We start from the raw sequence: 20,566 nt of genomic DNA, 5'->3' as shown, positions 1-20,566 counted from the left end.
AATCGTCAAGCAAACGAGCTTAACTGTTCACTTTTTAACAGTTCCCCGATATTTTCTTAAACCCGCAAAGAGGAATAGCAAAATACCGAGCGCTGCCACAAGCGCAGTCCCCGCAAAATCGAAGAATAAATCACCTGACATGTTTCCTGCCCCGTTAAAAGCCGCGATAACCTGTTTAAAATCAAGCATAGCACTAAATAAACTACCGATAAATAGCAAGAAAATTAGGAAGATCTGTCCGCAAATGCTACCCAGTTTTGTCCACCTGCTTCGAAGTAGTAAACTGGCATCTTGCATTTCTGTGGTGGCAGTCGCATACGCTGAGCGGTTTAAGTGGCGGCTTAGCATTGATAAAAACAAGGAGGCAACAAAAATACCAATACTGATGCTAAGTCGTGCCGGAATCACAATCAAGATAAAGCTTAAAGCAATCCCTAAACTGTAGAGATATAAAATTGGGCGTTTGCCCCAAGCCTTTTTAACGATTGGCTCAACCGCAAGTGAAAATAACGTCCCCAAAAAGTACACCATATACACACCAAATAGCATGAAATTAAAGTTTTTTTCAGCCAGTGCAACAAAGGTTCCGTAAAGTAGCGTAAAACTCATGATTGCACCTTGCGAAAAGGAAAAATATAAAATCCAAGGTTCCAATTTCAGTTTCATTCTCGGCATTAAGTAGAGCCCCGCACCGATAAAAATCAAAATTCCTACAAGCGCCGCGAGAAATACCCAAAACACATAATCTGTAGATTCAATGGTACGTGCTTCTTTAAACAAAAAGAGAATGAAGGAAGCAATAAAGAACACGAGAAACGGTCGAATTAAAAAGGCATCCCCTGACCGAGTTTTCACATCATAATCAGGTAAGCGACTGACAAAGTAAAAGGTAATCAGAAGTAGTGCTGCGTAGAATAAAAAGGCTAAACTTGGATAGAGATATCGTGCTAAAATGCCGCCTATCGCGAGCGCTAAGATAATCACAAAAAGCGCCCGTAAATAATTGCGATTCGACATTTTCCTACCATAATAAAAATGATCGTGGTACTGCAAAGTAATATAGACGGGCAGCGCCATGCTGCTTGAAATCCCGATCAATATAGCTCCCATTTCAATCCAAAGCGCATCGAATGAACCGAGGCTAGCCAAAACCGACCCAACAATCCCCATCGTTAGCAAAACAAGTAACAGCGATTTCGCTTTTGCTTGATAATTAAAGGCATTGAATAAAAAAGTCCCCGTCGATTTAAATACATAAAAAATAATGAGCGAAGCATAGCCATTTAGCCAACCTTGATATTGATTACCAACGAGAATAAAAAACAAATATGGCATAAATACGGTTGCATTCATCACAGCATACATAAAAAATTTTCCTTTTGGCTCCATGTCCAACTCCTCAATTCAATCCAAACAGCCCAAAATGTTTCACGTGAAACAATTCAAAGTCATTTGGCAGATTTCAACAATCTTGCAACATTCTCCGCTGTCCTTGCTAAATTTTGCTCTGCATCCCGGCGCACTTCATCAAACGTAGCCACCGAAGCAATGCTTGGAAAAATAGCTGTTATCCCTTGTTCATAAAGATGCTCACTATCCATTGCTACACTTCCACAAATGGCAATTACTGGAACCCGTCCGGCAACCGCACGCGCCACTCCAAGTGGCGCCTTCCCACTTGAAGTTTGGCCATCCATTCGGCCTTCCCCAACAATGACAAAGTCGGCATCCGTGCAAGCTTCCTTAAGCTGCAACTCTTCAATTACATAGTCAATTCCAAGTGTCAGTTCAGCTGAAGCAAATTGAAGAAGACCCGCACCCATTCCTCCTCCTGCCCCTGATCCTGGTACTTCTGGAATTTCAAAGAAACGATCATAAAACGCGGCTATCATCTCATCGACTTGTGACATCTTCGCTTCGCTTAAACCTTTTTGCGCTCCGAAGACAAAAGTAGCGCCATTCGTTCCCACCAAAGGATTAGTCACATCCGTAATAACGCGTATCTTTGTTTTGGCTAGCTGAGGCCGCACGCCCTCTTTTTTGATCGTATGAATTTGTGCTAGATTTTCTCCAACAGGTGTAACCGTTTCGCCTGCCTCATCTAAAAATACATAACCTAAACCCGCGGCCATGCCAATGCCGCCATCATTAGAAGCCGTTCCCCCAACTCCAATGACAATTTCTTCTGCACCTTGCTCCATCGCGTAATTTATCATCTCTCCAACACCCCGAGTTGAAATTGCTAGCGGATCACGTTTATCTTCAGGAACAAGCTGCAAACCGCAAATTTCAGCCATTTCGATAAAAGCCGTTTTCCGCTCATCAATAAAAGCAATCGGTGCCACGATGGGCTTTATAAGCGGACCCGTAACTGAAACAGCTTGGCGCTCTGCGTGGCGCATTTTCATCAAGCGTACCTTCCCCGCCATCCCCGACTGGCAAAAGCTGATATTCTGCTTCTGGAAAAACGCGCAAAAAACCTTTCTGAATAGCAATAGCCGCTTTTTCCGCCGAAAGTGTTTCTTTAAAAGAATCTGGAGCGATGACAAATTTCATCATGGAACCTCCTTTTTTGTTCTATCATATCATTTTTCACAAAAAAACAAAGTCCTAATCTTTAGTTGACAGCTTAACTTGCAGCCGTTATTATAAAATTAATGAGGTCCTGTAGCTCAGTTGGGAGAGTATCACCTTGACATGGTGGGGGTCGCTGGTTCGAGACCAGTCGGGACCATTTTTCTAAAAAACAGGCAAGAAACGGAGGTTTTCGTTTCTTGCCTGTTTTGTTGTATTAAGATTTTGCTTCCTTATGTAAAAGTTCGCGAACCCGCTTTGGATTCACTATAAGCGATGTAAGTAAAATGAATGGGAAAAACTGTAATGGGAAAACAAAAAGCAAAATCGAGCTAGTAAGAAGTGGACTCCCAACAATTCGTGAACAGCTTGCCGCAACAAAAATAGTAAGCAAGAATCCGATGTGCCCGTTAAATGGCCAAGTAAACACATATCCCATCACACAGCTTGCAAAGATTGCCGGAAAGATCAATCCACCTTTCCAGCCCGTGTTTACGCAAATCGCTGCCAGAAGTGGCTTGAGGAGCGCAAGCAACAGCAAAAATGACCAGCTATATCTCGCTACTTCACTCGACATTTCGATCAGTTGATGCTCCCCCGAAAACAAGAAATACGAAGAAATCATCCCGAGAAGACCAATGCTCAGGCCACCAATCAGCGCGAGTAGCCACTTATTCCGTACAAAATGAAGTCCCTTTTCAACGAGCGATTGCAATCCATTAAAATAAAAAGCAAAAGCAACACCACAAATCATGGCAGGAACCACGAAAATGAGGTTTTGTAAATTCCATATCGTTTGATCAGATAGCCGAATGGCAAATATACTTTCCGGGAGTGGCAAAAGCTGTTTAACGATCACGAAAGCCCCTAAAGCACAAAAAGAAGCGACAATCGAAAGCGAATAACGCAACCAACCGGGCAACTTCTGTTCCACTGGATTTTTATGTTCGACATCTTGAACAACCCCATTAAAAGGTGCAAGGAAAACGACTGACATCATCGCACCTATCCCCAGATTTACAAGTTCCTCTCGGCTTGCTAAATTAATGCGCAAATGTTCCACTAGCCAAGTAATCATTGCACCAACAATACCGATTAGTGCTGCTTCTGGACCAACACTTGCCCCAAAAGAAAGAATAATCCATGCTGCCACAATTGTTTTTCCCAATCGATTTTTATATTCGATCCGACCGGTATTCCTAAATTCAGCCATATTTTCATGCATTGTATAAGGAAACGCGCCCCATCTCGCTTGAATAAGCCCAACAAGTAAAGCGCCAACCAGCCCAACCAAAAGCGGATAAAAATTGGGCTGATTCAAGCTTTCTGGAAGTTGTTCCCAAATAAAATTTGTTAAAAAGTGAACAGCCGCTAAAAACAAGGCTGCTACAACGCCAATGACCATACTTAAAAGCAGTGTATAGCCACCGAGCACAATCGCTACCTTTTTCATCTTGCTTCCCCCCGAAATTCTAAGCCATCTAATTGGATACTCTTTTGTTTTTGCCCGAAAAACAGCATCTTCAAACGAATAGTCAAAAACTGAACTGATAAAAGCAAGCATCCAAGCAAAAAAGCCATTCCTATAGCAAGGAACAGCTTTTTCTGTTTATTTATTTTTTTTATTCATTTCTTTTTTTAAAGCTTTTTTCACTTCTTGGTTCACCTGTCCTTCATACTCATCACTTTGCGTTTTCGAATCTTGAATCAAGCGATCACAAAAAGCAGCGACATCTTTTCCTGTAACATCTAGAACCCCATCGCCTCGCGCAGCACCTTCCTCAAAAAGTTCCAAAACATCAGAAAGTGGCTTGATCCCATCAACAAGCTCCAAAGGACCTACTTTAAAAAGATACTTTTGGATTTCTTTATACACCACTTTATAGTCTTGCGGCAGTGCATTGACTCGCGCCATATGCTTACGCCATTCTTTTTTTTCGGCCAAAATTTCCTGCAAGCCCATCTTTATCCCTCCTATTGTTTCAGCTTTCTCGCCACATTTTTATTCAGCTGATCGCGCCATTTATCACGCAATGACTTTGCCCCTTCTTCGCCAGCAAGCGCCACACAAAAACCTTTCACGTCATCCCCCAAAATTTCTTGCACAGTTTGTCCATCTGCCGCCGTTTCTTCAAACCAATCAACCACGCCACCAAGAATAGGAATGAGGTTACGACCGGTAAAATCGGCGTGCCCCATGAGGTTCAGGATGATTTCTTCCCAAGCCGCCTGATAATCATTCGGTAATTTTTCGATTCGCGACTGAAAATCATTCATATCTCGCGTAATATCGTTCCCTGTAATTTTATCCCAGAAATTCATGCTTGCTCCTCCTTCAATTTATCAATTTTCGATGAAACAAACTCCCATTTTTCCCAGAAATTTTCCAGTTCTTTTTGACCAGTATCGCTTAGCGAATAAAACTTTCGAACTGGGCCCATTGTCGATTTTTTCTTAGTTATTACAACGAGTTCCTTTTTTTCAAGTCGCAAGAGAATTGTATAAACAGTTCCCTCTACAATATCTTCAAAACCTGATTCCTGCAAAATCTTGGTAATTTCATAGCCATAGGTTTCTTTCCGATTGATAATTTCAAGAATAATTCCCTCAAGAACTCCTTTTAACATCTCAGTTATTCCATTCATAATTTGTCATCTGTCTTACGTACAAACAGATTTTCCTCCTTCCCACCAACTATATAGTAATGTTAAGTTCTACTACATAGTAATACGATATAGAAAATTTGTCAACTAATGAATGTCACACAAAAACCGAAAAGAAAAAATCTTTTCGGCTTTCATATCATCTAAAGATCTGCGTCCACGCCTTAATAACTTTGCTTTCTAAGTGTCTATTTTTACCAAACATCATTTAGTTTTTCCCGGCTCGTTTGAATGCTTTTTTTTCGAGTTGACTGTAAACATTCCTGTACCACATTACCAGTTACTGAATCAAAGGCTTCTTTGCATATTATCCCATAAACACAGCTGTACCAAACTTAGCATTTGGATTCATATCCATAATAAATGGTTTCCAAACAGTGACGCCTCCAGACACACCTATTTCTCTATACAAAAAAAGTTGAACTCAATATCCAATCAAGTTCAACTTTTCCCACTTCATTCAATTAATTACTCGCTCACCGATTCCATAGCGTCTTTTGGAGTGCCAAAGAAATAAGTTAAAACAAAACCACCAAGATAAGCAGCAAGAAGACCAATAACATAACCTAACCAGTGTCCGCCTGCAATAAGCGGAATCAGTGCTACGCCGGAAGGACCAATAGCAATCGCCCCAATATTTCCGAAAGCTCCAATAACTGCCCCGCCGATACCACCGCCAAGACAAGCTGTAATAAATGGCCGTCCAAGTGGAACCGTAACCCCGTAAATAAGCGGTTCGCCAATTCCTAAAATCCCAACTGGAAGTCCACCTTTGATCATATTCACAAGCGGTCTATTTTTCCGACAACGAATCCAAAGTGCAATAGAAGCTCCTACTTGGCCGCCGCCCGCCATCGCTAAAATAGGAAGAAGCAATGTCGCACCCGTTTGCGTAATCATTTCCACATGAATCGGCGTTAAAACTTGATGTAAACCTAGCATTACCATTGGCAAGAAAAATGTTCCGAGTATAAATCCTGAGAAAAGTCCGCCCACTTCAATAGTCCAATTGATAGCTGAAACTAGTCCTTCTGAAATTAAGCCTGCAACTGGCATGATAAGAAAAATCGTAATAAGTCCCATCACAAGCATTACAATCGTTGGTGTCACAATAATATCAATAGCATTTGGAATAAATTTGCGCAAACCCTTTTCAAGCAGACACATTAGCCAAACTGCGAACAAAACACCAATAATTCCGCCTTGTCCTGATAAAATCGCATCACCCGTGAAAATATTTGTAATCGTATGCCCATCAGCAAGCCCCGACAACATTGTAATCCCAGCAATTCCGCCACCTAAAACCGGCGTTCCCCCAAATTCACTTGCCGTATTAATCCCAACATAAATCGAAAGAAAAGCGAAAATACCTTTATTAATTACTCCCAAAATATCAACATACTGCGTCCATGTTCCCGCGTCTAAATTCCCAGCTGTGATATTATTCGCCAAAATGGCTGCAATACCTGCGATCAAGCCCGCACCAACGAAACCAGGAATCAACGGAACGAAAATATTCGAAATTGATTTCAATAACCGCTTAAATCCCGATTGATTGTTTTGTTTGGCTTTCATACTTGCCTTCGTTGCAGCAGCTTTTTCTTCCACCAAGTCTTTCCCAGATTTTTGCTCCGCGTCCAAATTTTCATTGATAACCTCACCAATCTTCACGCCAGCCTCATCAGCCATCGCCGCTGCGACTTTATTCACTACTCCAGGACCGACGATAACTTGAAGTGTTTCATCTTCTACAACACCTAAAACACCTGGAACCTTCTTCAATTGGTCTAAATCCACTTTTTCCGGATCACGAATCCCTAGACGAACTCGCGTCATACAATGTGCAATCCGTGAAACATTTTCCTTGCCGCCCACATTTTCAAAGATTTTTTTGCCGATTTCTGCTTCTTTTGACACCCTACTCAACCCCTTAAATTGTTTTTCTTACAAAACCATTTGAAGCTCTAAGTTTTTGTTCAGCATCTTCTTTAGTGCTTCCCGTCAAAATCATAACAATCGCTGTTTTTACATGTTTTTCAGCAGCAAAATAAAACTTTTCAGCCTCGTCGTAGCCACATTCCGTTGCTTCCATGATAATTCGTTTAGCCCGTTCTTCTAATTTTTCATTTGTTGGCTTCACGTCCACCATCAAGTTCTTATAAACCTTGCCAATTCCAACCATAGAAGCCGTTGAAATCATGTTTAAAATTAATTTCTGCGCCGTTCCTGCTTTCAGCCGAGTTGATCCGGTTAAAACCTCCGCTCCAGGTACGACCTCGACCGCGATTTCCGCATGTTGCGAGATGGCAGCGTCTTTGTTACAAGAAATCGCAGCCGCCGTAGCTCCAACACTTCGCGCATAATCCAAGCCACCGATCACATAAGGCGTCCGACCACTCGCAGCAATCCCAATCACCGTGTCAAGCTCCGTAAGTGAAATCCCTTCTAAATCCGACTTTCCAAGCTGAATAGAATCCTCCGCACCTTCAACCGCCATAACAAACGCTTCGTCCCCTCCAGCAATGAGACCAACCACTTGCTCCTTAGAAACGCCAAACGTGGGCACACATTCAACCGCATCAAGCACGCCAAGACGCCCACTCGTACCAGCTCCCATATAAATAAGACGTCCTCCTCGTTTAAAACTTGAAATGGCAGCCCTTACAATTTTGGCAATTTCAGGAAGAGCTGGCTTTATGCTCGCTGCAACCGTTCCATCTTCTTCATTCATAATCGATAAAATTTCCTCAACCTTTAAAGTATCTAAGTTAAGCGTTTTCAAATTTTGCTTTTCTGTGGATAAATTTTCTAACATCTCGATCACTCCTCATAAACAGATTATAAAACCTTTGAAACAAAATTTCAATACTTTATTTTATTTTTGTAATATTTAATTGAAATTTTATTTCACAAGTCTTATACTTGATAATAAGAATGGAGGTTATAAAATGCTAGGAATTAGTCTTTATTTGCAGGATTTGGATAACGTTGCTGAGACCGTTCAAATAGCCCATCAAAATGGATTTTCATCTATCTTCAGTTCACTACATATTCCAGAAGAAAGCAAAATAGATTACCGGGCTCGTCTAGAAGAATTAGGCAAAGCCGCTCAAGAAAATAATATGGATCTCATCTTAGATATTTCTGAAAATGCTTTAGCTAAAATCCAATTAAGCTTTGAAAATGCTGAAGCAATTCGAAAAATAGGCGTAACGGGCTTGCGAATTGATTATGGCATTGGGATCCAGCAAATTGCCTTACTTTCGCAGAAAATTACGGTTTACTTAAATGCCAGCACCATTGATCAAGCTTTTTTAGACGCCTTAAAAGAAGCAGCTGCTCAGATGGAAAATATCGAAGCTTTTCATAACTACTATCCAAAGCCTGAAACGGGTTTGAACGAAACCTTTTTCAAACAAAAAAACCATTTTTTGCGCGGAAATGGTCTTAAAATTTCAGCTTTCGTACCCGGTGATTCCAAAAAACGTTTACCCCTTTATGAAGGTCTACCAACCTTAGAAAAGCATCGCTTTACAAGCCCTTACGCGGCGACTTTGGAACTCTTCACGTTAGCGGTTGACCATGTTTACATCGGCGACCCGGCGCTAGATCCCTTACATTTTTCATTTTGGCAAAATCTTATTTTCAATCAGACTTTGTCTCTTGAAGCTACATTAGCCGATTTTGTACCCGTTCAAATAAAAAATCACCTTATTCACGGTGATCAAAATCGAATGGACGATGCGCGCGATTTGATACGTTTAGAAAATAGTCGCCCAGCTTTTAACGAACTTGCAATAGATGCTAAAAATACAATTCTCCGACCTGCTGGAACGATCACTATTGATAATCAAAAATATGGGCGTTACAGTGGCGAGATTTGTATCACAAAAATTCCTTTAGAAGCCAATGAAAAAGTAAATTGCATCGGTCAAATTAGCCCGCTCTATCTGGATTGTCTCTCCTATATTTCAGCCGGACAAAAAATAAAATTACGCTTCAACTAAAAAAGGCAGCATTTGAGTGAATTCAAATGCTGCCTTTTATTTTTCACGAAAACGATTAGTTGCTTCTCGTGATTTTTTGATATGCGTAATCATTTCATCATATTGCTTTGATGCGAAATAATAAAATAAAATATCAATAACCAAAAGCTGTGCTTGCCTAGAACTTGTTGCCGTACTTCGCATTTCCGCTTCAGGAGCTCGAGAAGTCTCTAACACCAAATCGGAAATCGACTTCAACTTATTATTTCCAATGCGTGTCAAACTAACTACCTTTAAGCCGCTTTGTTTCGCTTCATTTGCTAGTTCAAGCACTTGCGAAGTTTCCCCACTATTTGAAATAGCAAAAAACAAACTATTTTCTTTGCCAGAAGAAAAAGCCATGGCAAGAACATGCGGGTCCTGCGACAAAAATACATTTTTCCCTGCACGCAGCCACTTTTGCGCAATATCTTCCGCAATAAGCCACGAGGCTCCAACGCCATAAGCATAAATTGTTTCAGCTTGTTCCATCTCTGCACAAACTCGAATGATGGCGTCTTCCTTAAGTTGACTTGCGGTATCTTGTGTTGTCTGATTGACATTAGAAACCAATTTTTCACGAATTGAATCAAAAGATTCGCCCGGTTCAATATCATAGTACCCCGTCCTATTAGGCGTTGCTAATTCCATAGAAAGCTGACGCTTCAGTTCAGGAAAACTATCCAAATTTAAAGACTTTGAAAATCGAATTACTGCCGCGGCACTTGTTTCAGCTTTCTTTGCAAGATTCTGTACGGATGCTTTCACAGCAAAGTCAGGATCATTTAAAATCGTTCGCCCTACTTTTTGTTCCGACTTAGGCAACGTATCTAGAATTCCACTTATAAGATTGATAATACTTCCATTTGTCATAGCCATTTCTTCCTTGTTTTTTCTTTGATTATATCATAAAATCCATTTTTGAAATAAAATTTTAATTAAGTTTTTTCAGTTAGACAGCTTGAAAATCAGCTCTCCTAAACCTATAATTAAAATTAAAACTCTAATTGTTTCACGTGAAACATCGAAAGGAGAATCTCCAATGGTCGAAACAAGTTCACAGCTCACTACCCAACTCCATACGATTTTCCTGTTTTTTGGAGGCACATCTATCGAGGCGCTCACGTTCATCGAGCAACAATTCATGCCTGCCTTAAGAAACGATGAACCTTCTAAAAATTACTATACTACTATTCAATTTTTTCCTGATACGAATCAAACAAGCTTTCTAGATGACTTAAATAAGTCGGCATCCTTTCCAACATCAGCTGACTACATTTTAATTCATATGGGTAACAATCCTTCTGATTCACTACAAGAAAGCATCCAAAAAATCGCAAAAGAGAACCAATATCGGCTTGAAGCTGTTTATTTAAATCAAACACCAAAACTAGCAAGCGACCATTTTGCGAGTCAACATGCCTTAACATTACCCATCTCAAACTTTTCGATTGAGTCAAACGGCGATCAACTCAAAAAATACCTACTTGAACCCGGAAAAACCTACCATATCATTGGTGACACACATGAGTGTTTAGAAGAACTTATGACGTTGCTAGAAAAAAATGGATTTCGCTTCGATCAATTTGGACGCATTACAGAACGTCCTGATCCATCTCACCAATTCATTTTGCTTGGAGATTCCATCGACAAAGGGAAAAACACGAAAGCAATCCTTGAATTTCTTTATCTAAACCTTGAACACTTTTATTTTGTAATTGGGAATCACGAATCTTTTGTTTATCATTATCTCCAAGGAAAAATTAAAAATGCTAACGAAGAAATTGTTTCTCGATTTTTCGATTCCATTCCCATCCTTGAAGAGAATCCTGATTTACTTGCCAAATTTCATTCACTTGTAGAACACTCTGCGCCTTTCTATAAGCTTATCTCAAATCAAGCGTCGTTTTATGCGACACATGCCCCGTGCAAAAATAAATATCTCGGCAAACTTGATAAAAAGTCCCTACGAAAAATGCGCAATTTCCATCTAGATCGGTCAAGACCTACCGAAGAACAATTGCTATTCCTATTAGAAGAAGCAAATGAAAATCATCCCTATCATTTTTTCGGACACGTTGCCGCTAAAAATGCCTTTCGCTTAAAAAATAAAATTCATCTGGATACTGGCTGCATTCATGGTAACTTACTTACAGAGGCTGTGCTTACACCTACGGGAAAGGTAACCACATGTTCCATCCCTTCGCATCATCAGGATGACTTTCAAGCGCAACTTCCTCTTTTATTCCAATAAAAAACCACGCAAAGCAATTTGCGTGGCTCAGACTGTAAAAAAAGTTTTTCATGACTTTGTTTGCAGTCTTTTTTAACGTGCTGGTTTAATTACAACATAACGGTAAGGATCGCGCCCTTCCGAATGCGTTTCTATTTTTTCATTTTCACTTAAAACAGCATGGATAATTTTTCTTTCAAAAGATGGCATTGGCTCTAAATGAACAGCACTTTTGGTTTTTAGTGCTTTCCCAGCCATTTTTTCCGCAAGATTCGAGAGTGTTTCATAGCGGCGTTCACGATAATCACCGACATTGACAAAGATATTTCTAAACTGCTCACTTTGTTTATTGGCAATTAGTTGAGTCAAGTACTGCAAAGAATTAAGTGTTTGACCATGTTTTCCAATCAAAACTCCAAGGTTTTCACCAGAAATTTGCACGTAAACATCTTTTCCTTCTTCCTTTGCTTCAAGTGAGATTTCCGCTCCCATTTTCTTAGCAACATCCAAAATATATTCCGTGACAATTTGTACACTGTTTTCTTTTTCAATGACCTTGACCATCGCAAGACGTGAACCGATTCCAAAAATTCCTTTTTTACCTTCGTCCATGACCTCTACTTCCACTTGATCACGGTTTAAGGCTAGTTCTTTTAATCCATTTTGAATCGCTTCTTCAACAGTTTGACCTTGTGCAGTAATATCTCTCACTTTCTCTTCTTACCTCCTTTTTTTGAAGCTTTCATGTGTTCTGCTTTTTTCTTCAAACGAGCTTCTTCAGCTTTGGCAGCTTCTTCAGCTTGTTGTAGTCTTTTTGCTTTAAAAGGATTATTAATTAAAAGTGTTTGGAAGACCGTGAAAATATTCCCGATAATCCAGTATAGAGCTAGTGCTGACGGAAGTGTGATCCCCATAAACAAAATCATAACTGGCATGAAATAAATCATCATGGCCATCGTTTTATTTTGCTGTGTTTGCCCCATCATTGAAATTTTTGATGATAGGAAAGTTGTAATCGCAGCGATGATCGGCAAAATGTAAATGGGATCGGGTTGACCTAGCGTCATCCATAAAAATGAATCTGTCTTGATTTCAGCTGTTCGGCTGATCGCTTGGTAAAAACCAATCAAAATTGGCATTTGGATAATAAGCGGTAAACAGCCCATCATCGGATTAATATTATGCTCTTGATATAAGCGCATTGTTTCTTGCTGCAACTTTTGTCTTGTTTCATTATCTTTAGAAGCATATTTTTCTTGCAGCTCTTTAAGTAAAGGTTGAACTTTCATCATTTCTTTTTGGCTTTTTAGCTGTTTAATCATAAGTGGCATAATAATTAAGCGAATAATAATCGTAACAACAATGATTCCAACCGCATAATTGCCACCGAAGGCATCAGCAAACCATCTTATCACCCAAGATAATGGAAAGACAATGTAATGACTCCAGAATCCTGGTGAGTCTTTTGTGATTGGATCAGTTGAATAGCCACAGCCTGAAAGTACAGTGACTAAAGCAATAACAAGTCCGATCACGAAGAGTTTTTTCTTCAGGTTCTTTTTCTTCTTCAACAAGTGTAACCTCCCCGCCTTTTTTTAAATTTCCAATTCATTTTGAGCTGTTTGTTTTGGTCTTTTTTAGTACCTTCGCAATTTTTAAGACGTGAATCAAACTTTTCTTAATTTCATGAAAATCCATATTGGCCGCCGGTTTTCGGGCGATAATAATATAATCATTTCCTTGTTCAACCTCGAGGTCAAGCTCATGGAATGTCTGTCTGATACAACGCTTTACGCGATTTCTACAAACTGCATTGCCAATTTTTTTACTGACAGAAAGACCAATTCGAAAATGAGTTTCTTGTTTTTCTCTTCTTAATTTATACACGACAAACTGCCGATTGGCAAATGACTTCCCTTTCTTAAACACTCGTTGAAATTCATCATTTTTTTTAATCCGATATTCTTTTTTCATACAGTCTCCCATCTTCTTGCGTATGCCATCCGCTTTCTATCAAAAATGGATTTTTTCCATAAAAAACAATAAAAAAACCACTGAGCCGTATCAGTGGTCTACGCAGATAATACTTTTCTTCCTTTACGACGACGTGCTGCTAACACTCTGCGGCCGTTTTTAGAACTCATACGTGCACGGAAACCGTGTACTTTTTTTCTTTTACGTTTACTTGGTTGATATGTTCTTTTCACTTTATAACACCTCCCATTATCTGGGTCCAATTGAATTAAATCTATTAGACAGTCTTAAATATTGTACGGAAATAAACGTTTTTTGTCAATAGAGCACGAAAAAACTTCGCCCTTAATCATATCATATTTTAAAACTTAAAAAAACCTCTTTATAGGAAAAAAGTAAAATTTTGCTTCTACCATTTTATCTATATCAAAAAAAAGCATACTTTTCTTAAAGAAGAAGTTGTGGATAATTCTGTGAAGTTATCCACAGAATCATAAAAATTTATTGTGAATAATTTTATAAAGCATGAAAAATTATAAACGGGTTACGCACAAGTTATGCACAACCCCACAGATTGTGGGTAAGGTTTTTCGACAAGTGGATAAATTTGTGGATATTTTTTGAAAGTCCTTGATATCAAAGCCTTTTTTTGATAAGATATCAGGTGTTGAATAGAAAATAAGTTGAGGAAAAATAAAGTTATCCACATAATTATTTCTTATTGTGGATATTTTCTTAACAGGGTCAGGATATCTTTATCCACTATTTTTACCGTTTTGTGGATAACTTTTAAAAATCGCCCTGTTATTTTTCTTCCTTAAAATTATGTCCACAAAAAAGGAGGGAAATTTTTTGCATTCTATAGAAGAGATCTGGACACGTGCACTTGAAATTGTTCAAAAGAATATGAGCAAACCAAGCTATGATACTTGGATGAAATCCACTACTGCACATTCTCTTGAAGACAACACATTTGTCATTTCGGCACCTAACAATTTTGTTCGTGATTGGCTTGAGAAGAGCTATACGCAGTTTATCGCCAATATTTTACAAGAAGTAACGGGAGCTTCTTATGATGTACGTTTCATTGACGGTGAACAAGAAGAAAATTTTGATTACAAGCCGATTCCCCAAAATCAAAACTTACCGGATGAAAATGATCCTGATAATTCCAAGCATATGTTAAATCCAAGATATATTTTTGATACATTTGTTATTGGTTCCGGTAATAGGTTTGCACATGCTGCTTCTCTTGCAGTAGCAGAAGCGCCAGCAAAAGCATATAACCCTCTTTTCATTTACGGAGGCGTTGGGCTCGGTAAAACGCACTTGATGCATGCTGTTGGCCACTATGTGCAAGAACATAAAGACAATGCAAATGTGATGTACTTATCCAGCGAAAAATTTACCAATGAATTTATCAGCTCTATTCGCGATAACAAAACAGAAGAATTTCGAACGAAATACCGCAATGTTGATGTACTTTTGATTGATGATATTCAATTTTTAGCTGGTAAAGAAGGAACACAAGAAGAATTTTTCCATACGTTCAATGCGCTTTACGATGAGCAAAAACAAATCATCATTTCAAGTGACCGACCACCTAAAGAAATTCCAACACTTGAAGATCGGCTTCGTTCACGTTTTGAATGGGGACTAATTACAGATATCACTCCGCCGGACCTTGAAACGCGGATTGCGATTTTGCGGAAAAAGGCTAAAGCGGATGGGCTTGATATTCCAAATGAAGTGATGCTTTATATTGCTAATCAAATTGATTCGAATATTCGGGAGCTTGAAGGGGCACTAATTCGTGTTGTCGCTTACTCTTCTCTTGTAAATAAAGACATTACAGCTGGACTTGCAGCGGAAGCTTTAAAGGACATCATTCCAAATGCCAAAACCTCCGTTATCACAATCAGTGGTATTCAAGAAGCTGTTGGGGAGTATTTCCACGTTAAACTCGAAGATTTTAAAGCTAAAAAAAGAACCAAAAGCATTGCCTTCCCTAGACAAATCGCCATGTACATGTCACGGGAATTAACCGATGCTTCACTTCCAAAAATTGGCGATGAATTTGGTGGGCGTGACCATACAACTGTCATTCATGCTCACGAAAAAATTTCACAGATGCTAAAAAGTGATCAAGTTTTAAAAAACGATATTCAAGAAATAGAAAAAAATCTGCGTAAAAACTAAACTGTGGATAATGTGGATAACAGGACACTAGTTTTCCACTGGTTATACACATGTGGAAAACTTAGAAGAAAAATGGATTAGCTTACTTATCCACAAATCCACAAGGCCTATTACTATTATTACGATTTTCTTATTAATTAATTAAAGAACATCATAAAAATGAACGGGGGATTTTTCATGAAATTTGTCATCGATCGAGATCATTTGGTCAATGCTGTTAACGAAGTTACACGTGCTATTTCTGCTCGAACAACGATTCCAATTCTTACTGGGATTAAAATTGATGTGAATGATGAGGGTGTTACGCTTACCGGGAGCGATTCAGATATTTCCATCGAAGCTTTTATTCCACTTATTGAACAAGATGAAGTAATTGTTGAAGTCGAATCGTTTGGCGGAATCGTTTTACAATCGAAATATTTTGGAGATATCGTTAGACGACTGCCAGATAAAAACGTTGAAATCGAAGTAACGACTAATAACCAAACGACGATTCGTTCCGGACAAGCATTCTTTACACTGAATGGCTTAGACGTTTTAGAATACCCGAAACTTCCTGAGGTATCTGAAGGAAAACAAATTCGGATTCCAATCCATGTCCTCAAAAACATTATTCGCCAAACAGTTTTTGCTGTTTCAACGATTGAAGTTCGTCCTGTACTTACTGGGGTAAATTGGATCATTAAAAATGGAACTTTAACTGCTGTTGCAACGGATAGTCATAGACTTGCGCTTCGGGAAATTCCAATTGAAGCTCCTGAAGCTGAAGAATATAACATTGTTATCCCAGGAAAAAGTTTGTCAGAACTCAATAAAATTTTGGATGAAGCTTCTGATTCACTTGAAATCATCCTAGCCAACAACCAAATTTTATTTAAATTAAAAGATTTACTATTTTACTCGCGTTTACTCGAAGGAAGCTATCCTGATACTTCAAGACTGATTCCAGCTGAAACAAAATCAGAGCTGATTATTAACGCGAAAGCCTTTTTACAAGCGATTGACCGTGCTTCCCTACTCGCAAGAGAAAATCGCAATAATGTAATTAAACTTTCCACATTGGAAAATGGACAAGTAGAGGTTTCGTCTAACTCTCCTGAAATTGGGAATGTTTCTGAAAAACTCTTCAGTCAAAGCTTTACTGGCGAAGATTTACAAATTTCCTTTAACGGAAAATACATGATGGATGCTTTGCGTGCGTTTGAAGGCGACGATATTCAAATTTCGTTTTCTGGAACAATGCGTCCTTTCGTTCTTCGTCCACGTGATGCGGAAAATCCAAATGAAATTTTACAATTGATTACACCTGTTCGAACTTATTAATAGATAAAAAGCTCACCAATTTAGGTGGGCTTTTTTTTGTGAATTTTACAGAAGCTCCATATTAGCCTTAAATTTCATTTTTCACTTAAAATAGTATCCCCCCATTATTTTTAGTAAAAAACCGAAAAACGATGCTTTAGAAAATAATCTTTGTAATTATAGGCAAACTTTAGTAAAATAGAAGATAGCGATAAAATAGATTGGGTGTGAGGTTTTGGCGAATATTGTAACAATAGACAGTGACTATGTAACACTGGGACAGCTTTTGCAGATGCTTGATGTTGTTGAATCTGGGGGAATGGTAAAAGTATTTCTAAGCGAACATCCGATTTATGTAAACGGCGAACAAGATAACAGACGAGGCAGGAAACTGCGGAATGGCGATGTCATTTTAGTTCCCGGAAAAGGAAAAGTTAAGATTGAACAATCTTAGGAAAAAAGCATGCTGTTAAAACAATTAACGCTTAAAAATTTCCGAAACTATCATGAACTTACACTCGATCTCGACCCGTCTATCAATGTATTTCTTGGCGAAAATGCTCAAGGAAAAACAAATTTATTAGAAGCGATATTGATGCTTTCGCTTGCTAAGTCGCATCGGACGACAAATGACAAAGATTTTATCCAGTGGGATAAAGCGGAAGCAAAGATCAGCGGACGAATTGAAAAACACGGACAAACTCTGCCACTTGAACTCACGCTTACTCAACAAGGAAAAAAAGCAAAGGTCAATCACATTGAGCAAAAAAAGTTGAGTCAGTATGTTGGAAATTTAAATGTGGTCATGTTTGCCCCAGAAGATTTAACGCTTGTAAAAGGTGCACCAGGCGTAAGACGACGCTTTATGAATATGGAAATCGGCCAAATGCAGCCTGTTTATTTACATGATTTAAGTGTTTTTCAGCGGATCTTACATCAGCGAAACCAATTTTTAAAGCAAGCAAAACTGAAGAAGAACTTTGATGAAGTCATGCTCGGCATTCTTGATGAGCAATTTGCAGAGGTCGCCATTAAATTGACGGAAAGGCGTTCCGCGTTTATCCAAAAGTTGCAAGCTTATGCAGCTCCGATCCATCATGATATTTCGCGAGGGCTTGAAACGCTGCAAATTGAGTATAAGCCTTCCGTTTCACTCGATCAGGACGGCGATTATTTACAGAACTTACTTGAAAAAATGAAAACCATTCGGCAAAGAGAAATCGACCGAGGCGTCACACTTATCGGACCGCATCGGGATGATTCTCTATTTTATGTTAATGGGCAAAATGTACAAGTGTTCGGCTCGCAAGGTCAACAGCGGACAACAGCTTTATCTGTAAAACTTGCTGAAATTGACTTGATTCATGAAGAAACAAAGGAATATCCCCTCCTCTTGCTTGATGATGTGTTAAGTGAACTTGATGACTATAGGCAGTCTCATTTGCTTGAAACGATTTCTGGCAAAGTACAAACATTTGTTACGACAACAAGTGTGAGCGGGATTAAACACGCAAAGCTTGAACAAGCTACTACTTTTGAAGTGGAAAAAGGTCACATAAAAAAATCCTAATTTTAGGTTGATATAATAGAAAATGAGAAAGTGCGGTGAAGCTTAGATGTCAGAAGAAAATATTACAAATGTACATGAAAATGCTTCGGACTATAATGACAATCAAATTCAGGTTTTAGAAGGATTAGAAGCCGTAAGAAAACGGCCAGGTATGTATATAGGTTCAACCAGTCAGCGCGGACTTCACCATTTAGTTTGGGAAATCGTTGATAACTCAATTGACGAAGCTTTAGCTGGTTTTTGTACAGAAATCGAGATTACGATTGAAGCCGATAACAGTATTACTGTTCAAGATAATGGACGTGGAATGCCAACAGGAATCAATGAAAAAGTAGGTCGACCAACAATTGAAGTTATTTTCACAGTGCTTCATGCTGGCGGTAAGTTCGGCGGTGGCGGCTACAAAGTGTCTGGTGGTCTTCACGGTGTTGGGGCTTCCGTTGTTAATGCTCTTTCAACAGAGCTAGAAGTTTACGTGCATCGAGATGGAAAAAAATATTATCAACGTTTTGAACGTGGAAATGTTGTATCAGATCTTGAAAATCAAGGGGAAACGGATTATCGTGGTACGATTGTCCACTTTAAACCAGATCCTGAAATTTTCACCGAAACTGTGGAATTTGACTACGAAGTTTTACGGACACGTGTCCGCGAATTAGCTTTCTTAAATCGTGGATTAATGATTTCGATTGAAGATAAACGTACTGAACATCAAGTGAAAAAGGAATACCACTATGAAGGCGGAATTAAATCGTATGTTGATCACTTAAATCAATCGAAAGAAGTCATTCATGACGAGCCGATTTACATTGAAGGTGAACGTGATGGCATCATGGTGGAAGTGGCTATCCAATATAATTCTGGATTTTCAAGTTCGATCATTTCCTTTGCCAACAATATTCACACTTATGAAGGTGGAACACATGAATCTGGCTTTAAAACAGCACTTACGCGTGTAATCAATGATTATGCAAGACGTAATAAGCTTTTTAAAGATAATGATGAAAATTTGTCTGGTGAAGATGTGCGAGAAGGTTTAACTGCGATTATTTCGGTTAAACACCCTGACCCACAATTTGAAGGGCAAACGAAAACCAAATTGGGAAATTCAGAAACGCGCTCGATTACAGATAAGCTTTTTTCAGAAGCTTTGAGCAAGTTCATGTTGGAAAATCCAGATGTCAGCAAGAAAATTGTTGAAAAAGGAGTTATGGCTTCGAGAGCTCGACTAGCAGCAAAACGTGCCCGCGAAGTTGCTCGTAAAAAAACTGGGCTTGAAATTTCCAATTTGCCAGGGAAACTTGCGGATTGTTCGTCCAGAAACCCAGAAATCAGTGAGCTTTATATCGTTGAGGGGGATTCAGCCGGCGGTTCTGCTAAACAAGGACGTGATCGACTTTTCCAGGCAATTCTCCCAATCCGTGGTAAAATCTTGAATGTTGAAAAAGCGCGTCTCGATAAAATTTTAGCAAACGAAGAAATCCGAACGATCTTTACGGCAATGGGAACTGGTTTTGGTGGCGATTTTGATGTTTCAAAAGCACGCTATCATAAACTGATTATCATGACGGATGCCGATGTGGATGGTGCGCACATCCGGACGCTACTGCTTACGCTTTTCTATCGTTATATGCGTCCGCTTGTAGATGCTGGTTATATTTATATTGCTCAGCCTCCCCTTTATCAAATTAAACACGGGAAACAAGTTGAATATGTGTATTCAGATGAGCAATTAGATGATTATTTGGCAAAATTAGGCGATGAAAAATATGCCATTCAGCGTTATAAAGGGCTTGGAGAAATGAATCCGGAACAACTTTGGGATACGACAATGAATCCTGAAAACCGGACGTTGCTACAAGTTAGCGTTAATGATGCCATTGATGCGGATGAAACATTTGAAATGCTTATGGGTGACCGAGTTGAACCACGTCGTAAGTTCATCGAAGAAAATGCTCAGTATGTTAAAAACTTGGATATTTAATTTTATTTCCTGGGAAATAATCAAATCTAATTTAGCTTAGAA

The 20,566-nt window shown here is 39.0% G+C and carries 19 protein-coding genes, 1 tRNA gene and 1 pseudogene; 8 read left to right on the top strand and 13 right to left on the bottom strand.

Features of this window, described 5'->3' with window-relative positions:
* Positions 1-27: 27 nt before the first annotated feature.
* Positions 28-1,389, bottom strand: coding sequence for a hypothetical protein (locus HCK02_RS03000; RefSeq protein ID WP_167628653.1), 1,362 nt, complete (start codon positions 1,387-1,389; stop codon positions 28-30).
* 59 nt (positions 1,390-1,448) lie between these two features.
* A pseudogene (locus HCK02_RS02995) lies at positions 1,449-2,556 on the bottom strand (glycerate kinase).
* 105 nt (positions 2,557-2,661) lie between these two features.
* Here HCK02_RS02995 and HCK02_RS02990 point away from each other — a divergent pair.
* Positions 2,662-2,734 (top strand) — tRNA-Val (locus HCK02_RS02990).
* 57 nt (positions 2,735-2,791) lie between these two features.
* Here HCK02_RS02990 and HCK02_RS02985 read toward each other — a convergent pair.
* The 6 genes from HCK02_RS02985 to murQ form a co-directional block, all read right to left on the bottom strand.
* Positions 2,792-4,027: a chloride channel protein gene (locus HCK02_RS02985; protein ID WP_167628652.1), complete on the bottom strand. Its 1,236-nt coding sequence runs from the start codon at positions 4,025-4,027 to the stop codon at positions 2,792-2,794.
* 156 nt (positions 4,028-4,183) lie between these two features.
* On the bottom strand, positions 4,184-4,537 hold the full coding sequence (locus HCK02_RS02980; protein ID WP_167628651.1) for a DUF1048 domain-containing protein: 354 nt from the start codon (positions 4,535-4,537) through the stop codon (positions 4,184-4,186).
* Positions 4,538-4,548: 11 nt separating this feature from the next.
* Positions 4,549-4,896: a DUF1048 domain-containing protein gene (locus tag HCK02_RS02975; RefSeq protein WP_167628650.1), complete on the bottom strand. Its 348-nt coding sequence runs from the start codon at positions 4,894-4,896 to the stop codon at positions 4,549-4,551.
* The gene (locus HCK02_RS02970; RefSeq protein WP_167628649.1) at positions 4,893-5,219 is read right to left on the bottom strand and encodes a PadR family transcriptional regulator; all 327 of its coding nucleotides are present in this window, start codon (positions 5,217-5,219) and stop codon (positions 4,893-4,895) included. The genes HCK02_RS02975 and HCK02_RS02970 overlap by 4 nt, the downstream gene beginning before the upstream one ends.
* A 486-nt stretch (positions 5,220-5,705) precedes the next feature.
* Positions 5,706-7,154 (bottom strand): PTS transporter subunit EIIC, encoded by a 1,449-nt coding sequence (locus HCK02_RS02965; protein WP_167628648.1) that lies wholly within the window; start codon positions 7,152-7,154, stop codon positions 5,706-5,708.
* A 13-nt stretch (positions 7,155-7,167) separates the two neighbouring features.
* Positions 7,168-8,052, bottom strand: a complete 885-nt coding sequence (gene murQ, locus HCK02_RS02960; RefSeq protein WP_167628647.1) for an N-acetylmuramic acid 6-phosphate etherase — start codon at positions 8,050-8,052, stop codon at positions 7,168-7,170.
* A 133-nt stretch (positions 8,053-8,185) separates the two neighbouring features.
* Here murQ and HCK02_RS02955 point away from each other — a divergent pair, with 133 nt between their 5' ends.
* Positions 8,186-9,244, top strand: coding sequence for a MupG family TIM beta-alpha barrel fold protein (locus HCK02_RS02955; protein ID WP_167628646.1), 1,059 nt, complete (start codon positions 8,186-8,188; stop codon positions 9,242-9,244).
* Between the two features lie 36 nt (positions 9,245-9,280).
* Here the strand turns inward: HCK02_RS02955 and HCK02_RS02950 are convergent, their stop codons facing one another.
* Positions 9,281-10,135 (bottom strand): MurR/RpiR family transcriptional regulator, encoded by an 855-nt coding sequence (locus HCK02_RS02950; RefSeq protein ID WP_167628645.1) that lies wholly within the window; start codon positions 10,133-10,135, stop codon positions 9,281-9,283.
* A gap of 169 nt (positions 10,136-10,304) precedes the next feature.
* Here HCK02_RS02950 and HCK02_RS02945 point away from each other — a divergent pair, with 169 nt between their 5' ends.
* Positions 10,305-11,516: a metallophosphoesterase gene (locus HCK02_RS02945; RefSeq protein ID WP_167628644.1), complete on the top strand. Its 1,212-nt coding sequence runs from the start codon at positions 10,305-10,307 to the stop codon at positions 11,514-11,516.
* Between the two features lie 72 nt (positions 11,517-11,588).
* Here HCK02_RS02945 and jag read toward each other — a convergent pair whose 3' ends face one another.
* The 4 genes from jag to rpmH form a co-directional block, all read right to left on the bottom strand.
* Positions 11,589-12,206, bottom strand: a complete 618-nt coding sequence (gene jag / locus HCK02_RS02940; protein WP_167628643.1) for an RNA-binding cell elongation regulator Jag/EloR — start codon at positions 12,204-12,206, stop codon at positions 11,589-11,591.
* On the bottom strand, positions 12,203-13,066 hold the full coding sequence (yidC, locus tag HCK02_RS02935) for a membrane protein insertase YidC (RefSeq protein WP_115753792.1): 864 nt from the start codon (positions 13,064-13,066) through the stop codon (positions 12,203-12,205). Before yidC ends, jag begins: the two co-directional genes overlap by 4 nt.
* Positions 13,067-13,103: 37 nt before the next feature.
* On the bottom strand, positions 13,104-13,469 hold the full coding sequence (gene rnpA / locus HCK02_RS02930) for a ribonuclease P protein component (RefSeq protein WP_167628642.1): 366 nt from the start codon (positions 13,467-13,469) through the stop codon (positions 13,104-13,106).
* 98 nt (positions 13,470-13,567) lie between these two features.
* Entirely contained in the window at positions 13,568-13,702 is a 135-nt protein-coding gene (rpmH, locus tag HCK02_RS02925; protein ID WP_115753561.1) for a 50S ribosomal protein L34, read from the bottom strand.
* Positions 13,703-14,321: 619 nt separating this feature from the next.
* Between rpmH and dnaA the strand changes: the two genes are divergently transcribed.
* From dnaA to gyrB, 5 genes are all read left to right on the top strand, one after another.
* Entirely contained in the window at positions 14,322-15,668 is a 1,347-nt protein-coding gene (gene dnaA, locus HCK02_RS02920; RefSeq protein ID WP_167628641.1) for a chromosomal replication initiator protein DnaA, read from the top strand.
* 177 nt (positions 15,669-15,845) lie between these two features.
* Positions 15,846-16,991, top strand: coding sequence for a DNA polymerase III subunit beta (gene dnaN / locus HCK02_RS02915; RefSeq protein WP_167628640.1), 1,146 nt, complete (start codon positions 15,846-15,848; stop codon positions 16,989-16,991).
* 214 nt (positions 16,992-17,205) lie between these two features.
* The gene (yaaA, locus tag HCK02_RS02910; RefSeq protein ID WP_167628639.1) at positions 17,206-17,424 is read left to right on the top strand and encodes a S4 domain-containing protein YaaA; all 219 of its coding nucleotides are present in this window, start codon (positions 17,206-17,208) and stop codon (positions 17,422-17,424) included.
* Positions 17,425-17,433: 9 nt separating this feature from the next.
* A complete protein-coding gene (gene recF, locus HCK02_RS02905; RefSeq protein WP_167628638.1) occupies positions 17,434-18,540 on the top strand; it encodes a DNA replication/repair protein RecF in 1,107 nt (368 codons plus the stop codon).
* A gap of 46 nt (positions 18,541-18,586) precedes the next feature.
* Positions 18,587-20,524 (top strand): DNA topoisomerase (ATP-hydrolyzing) subunit B, encoded by a 1,938-nt coding sequence (gene gyrB / locus HCK02_RS02900; RefSeq protein WP_167628637.1) that lies wholly within the window; start codon positions 18,587-18,589, stop codon positions 20,522-20,524.
* The last annotated feature ends 42 nt before the right edge of the window (positions 20,525-20,566 follow it).

Source organism: Listeria valentina (genome assembly GCF_011800755.1).
GTDB classification, from domain to species: domain Bacteria; phylum Bacillota; class Bacilli; order Lactobacillales; family Listeriaceae; genus Listeria; species Listeria valentina.
Note: the sequence above shows the minus strand (reverse complement) of the source record. Positions and strands in the feature narration are given on the sequence as shown.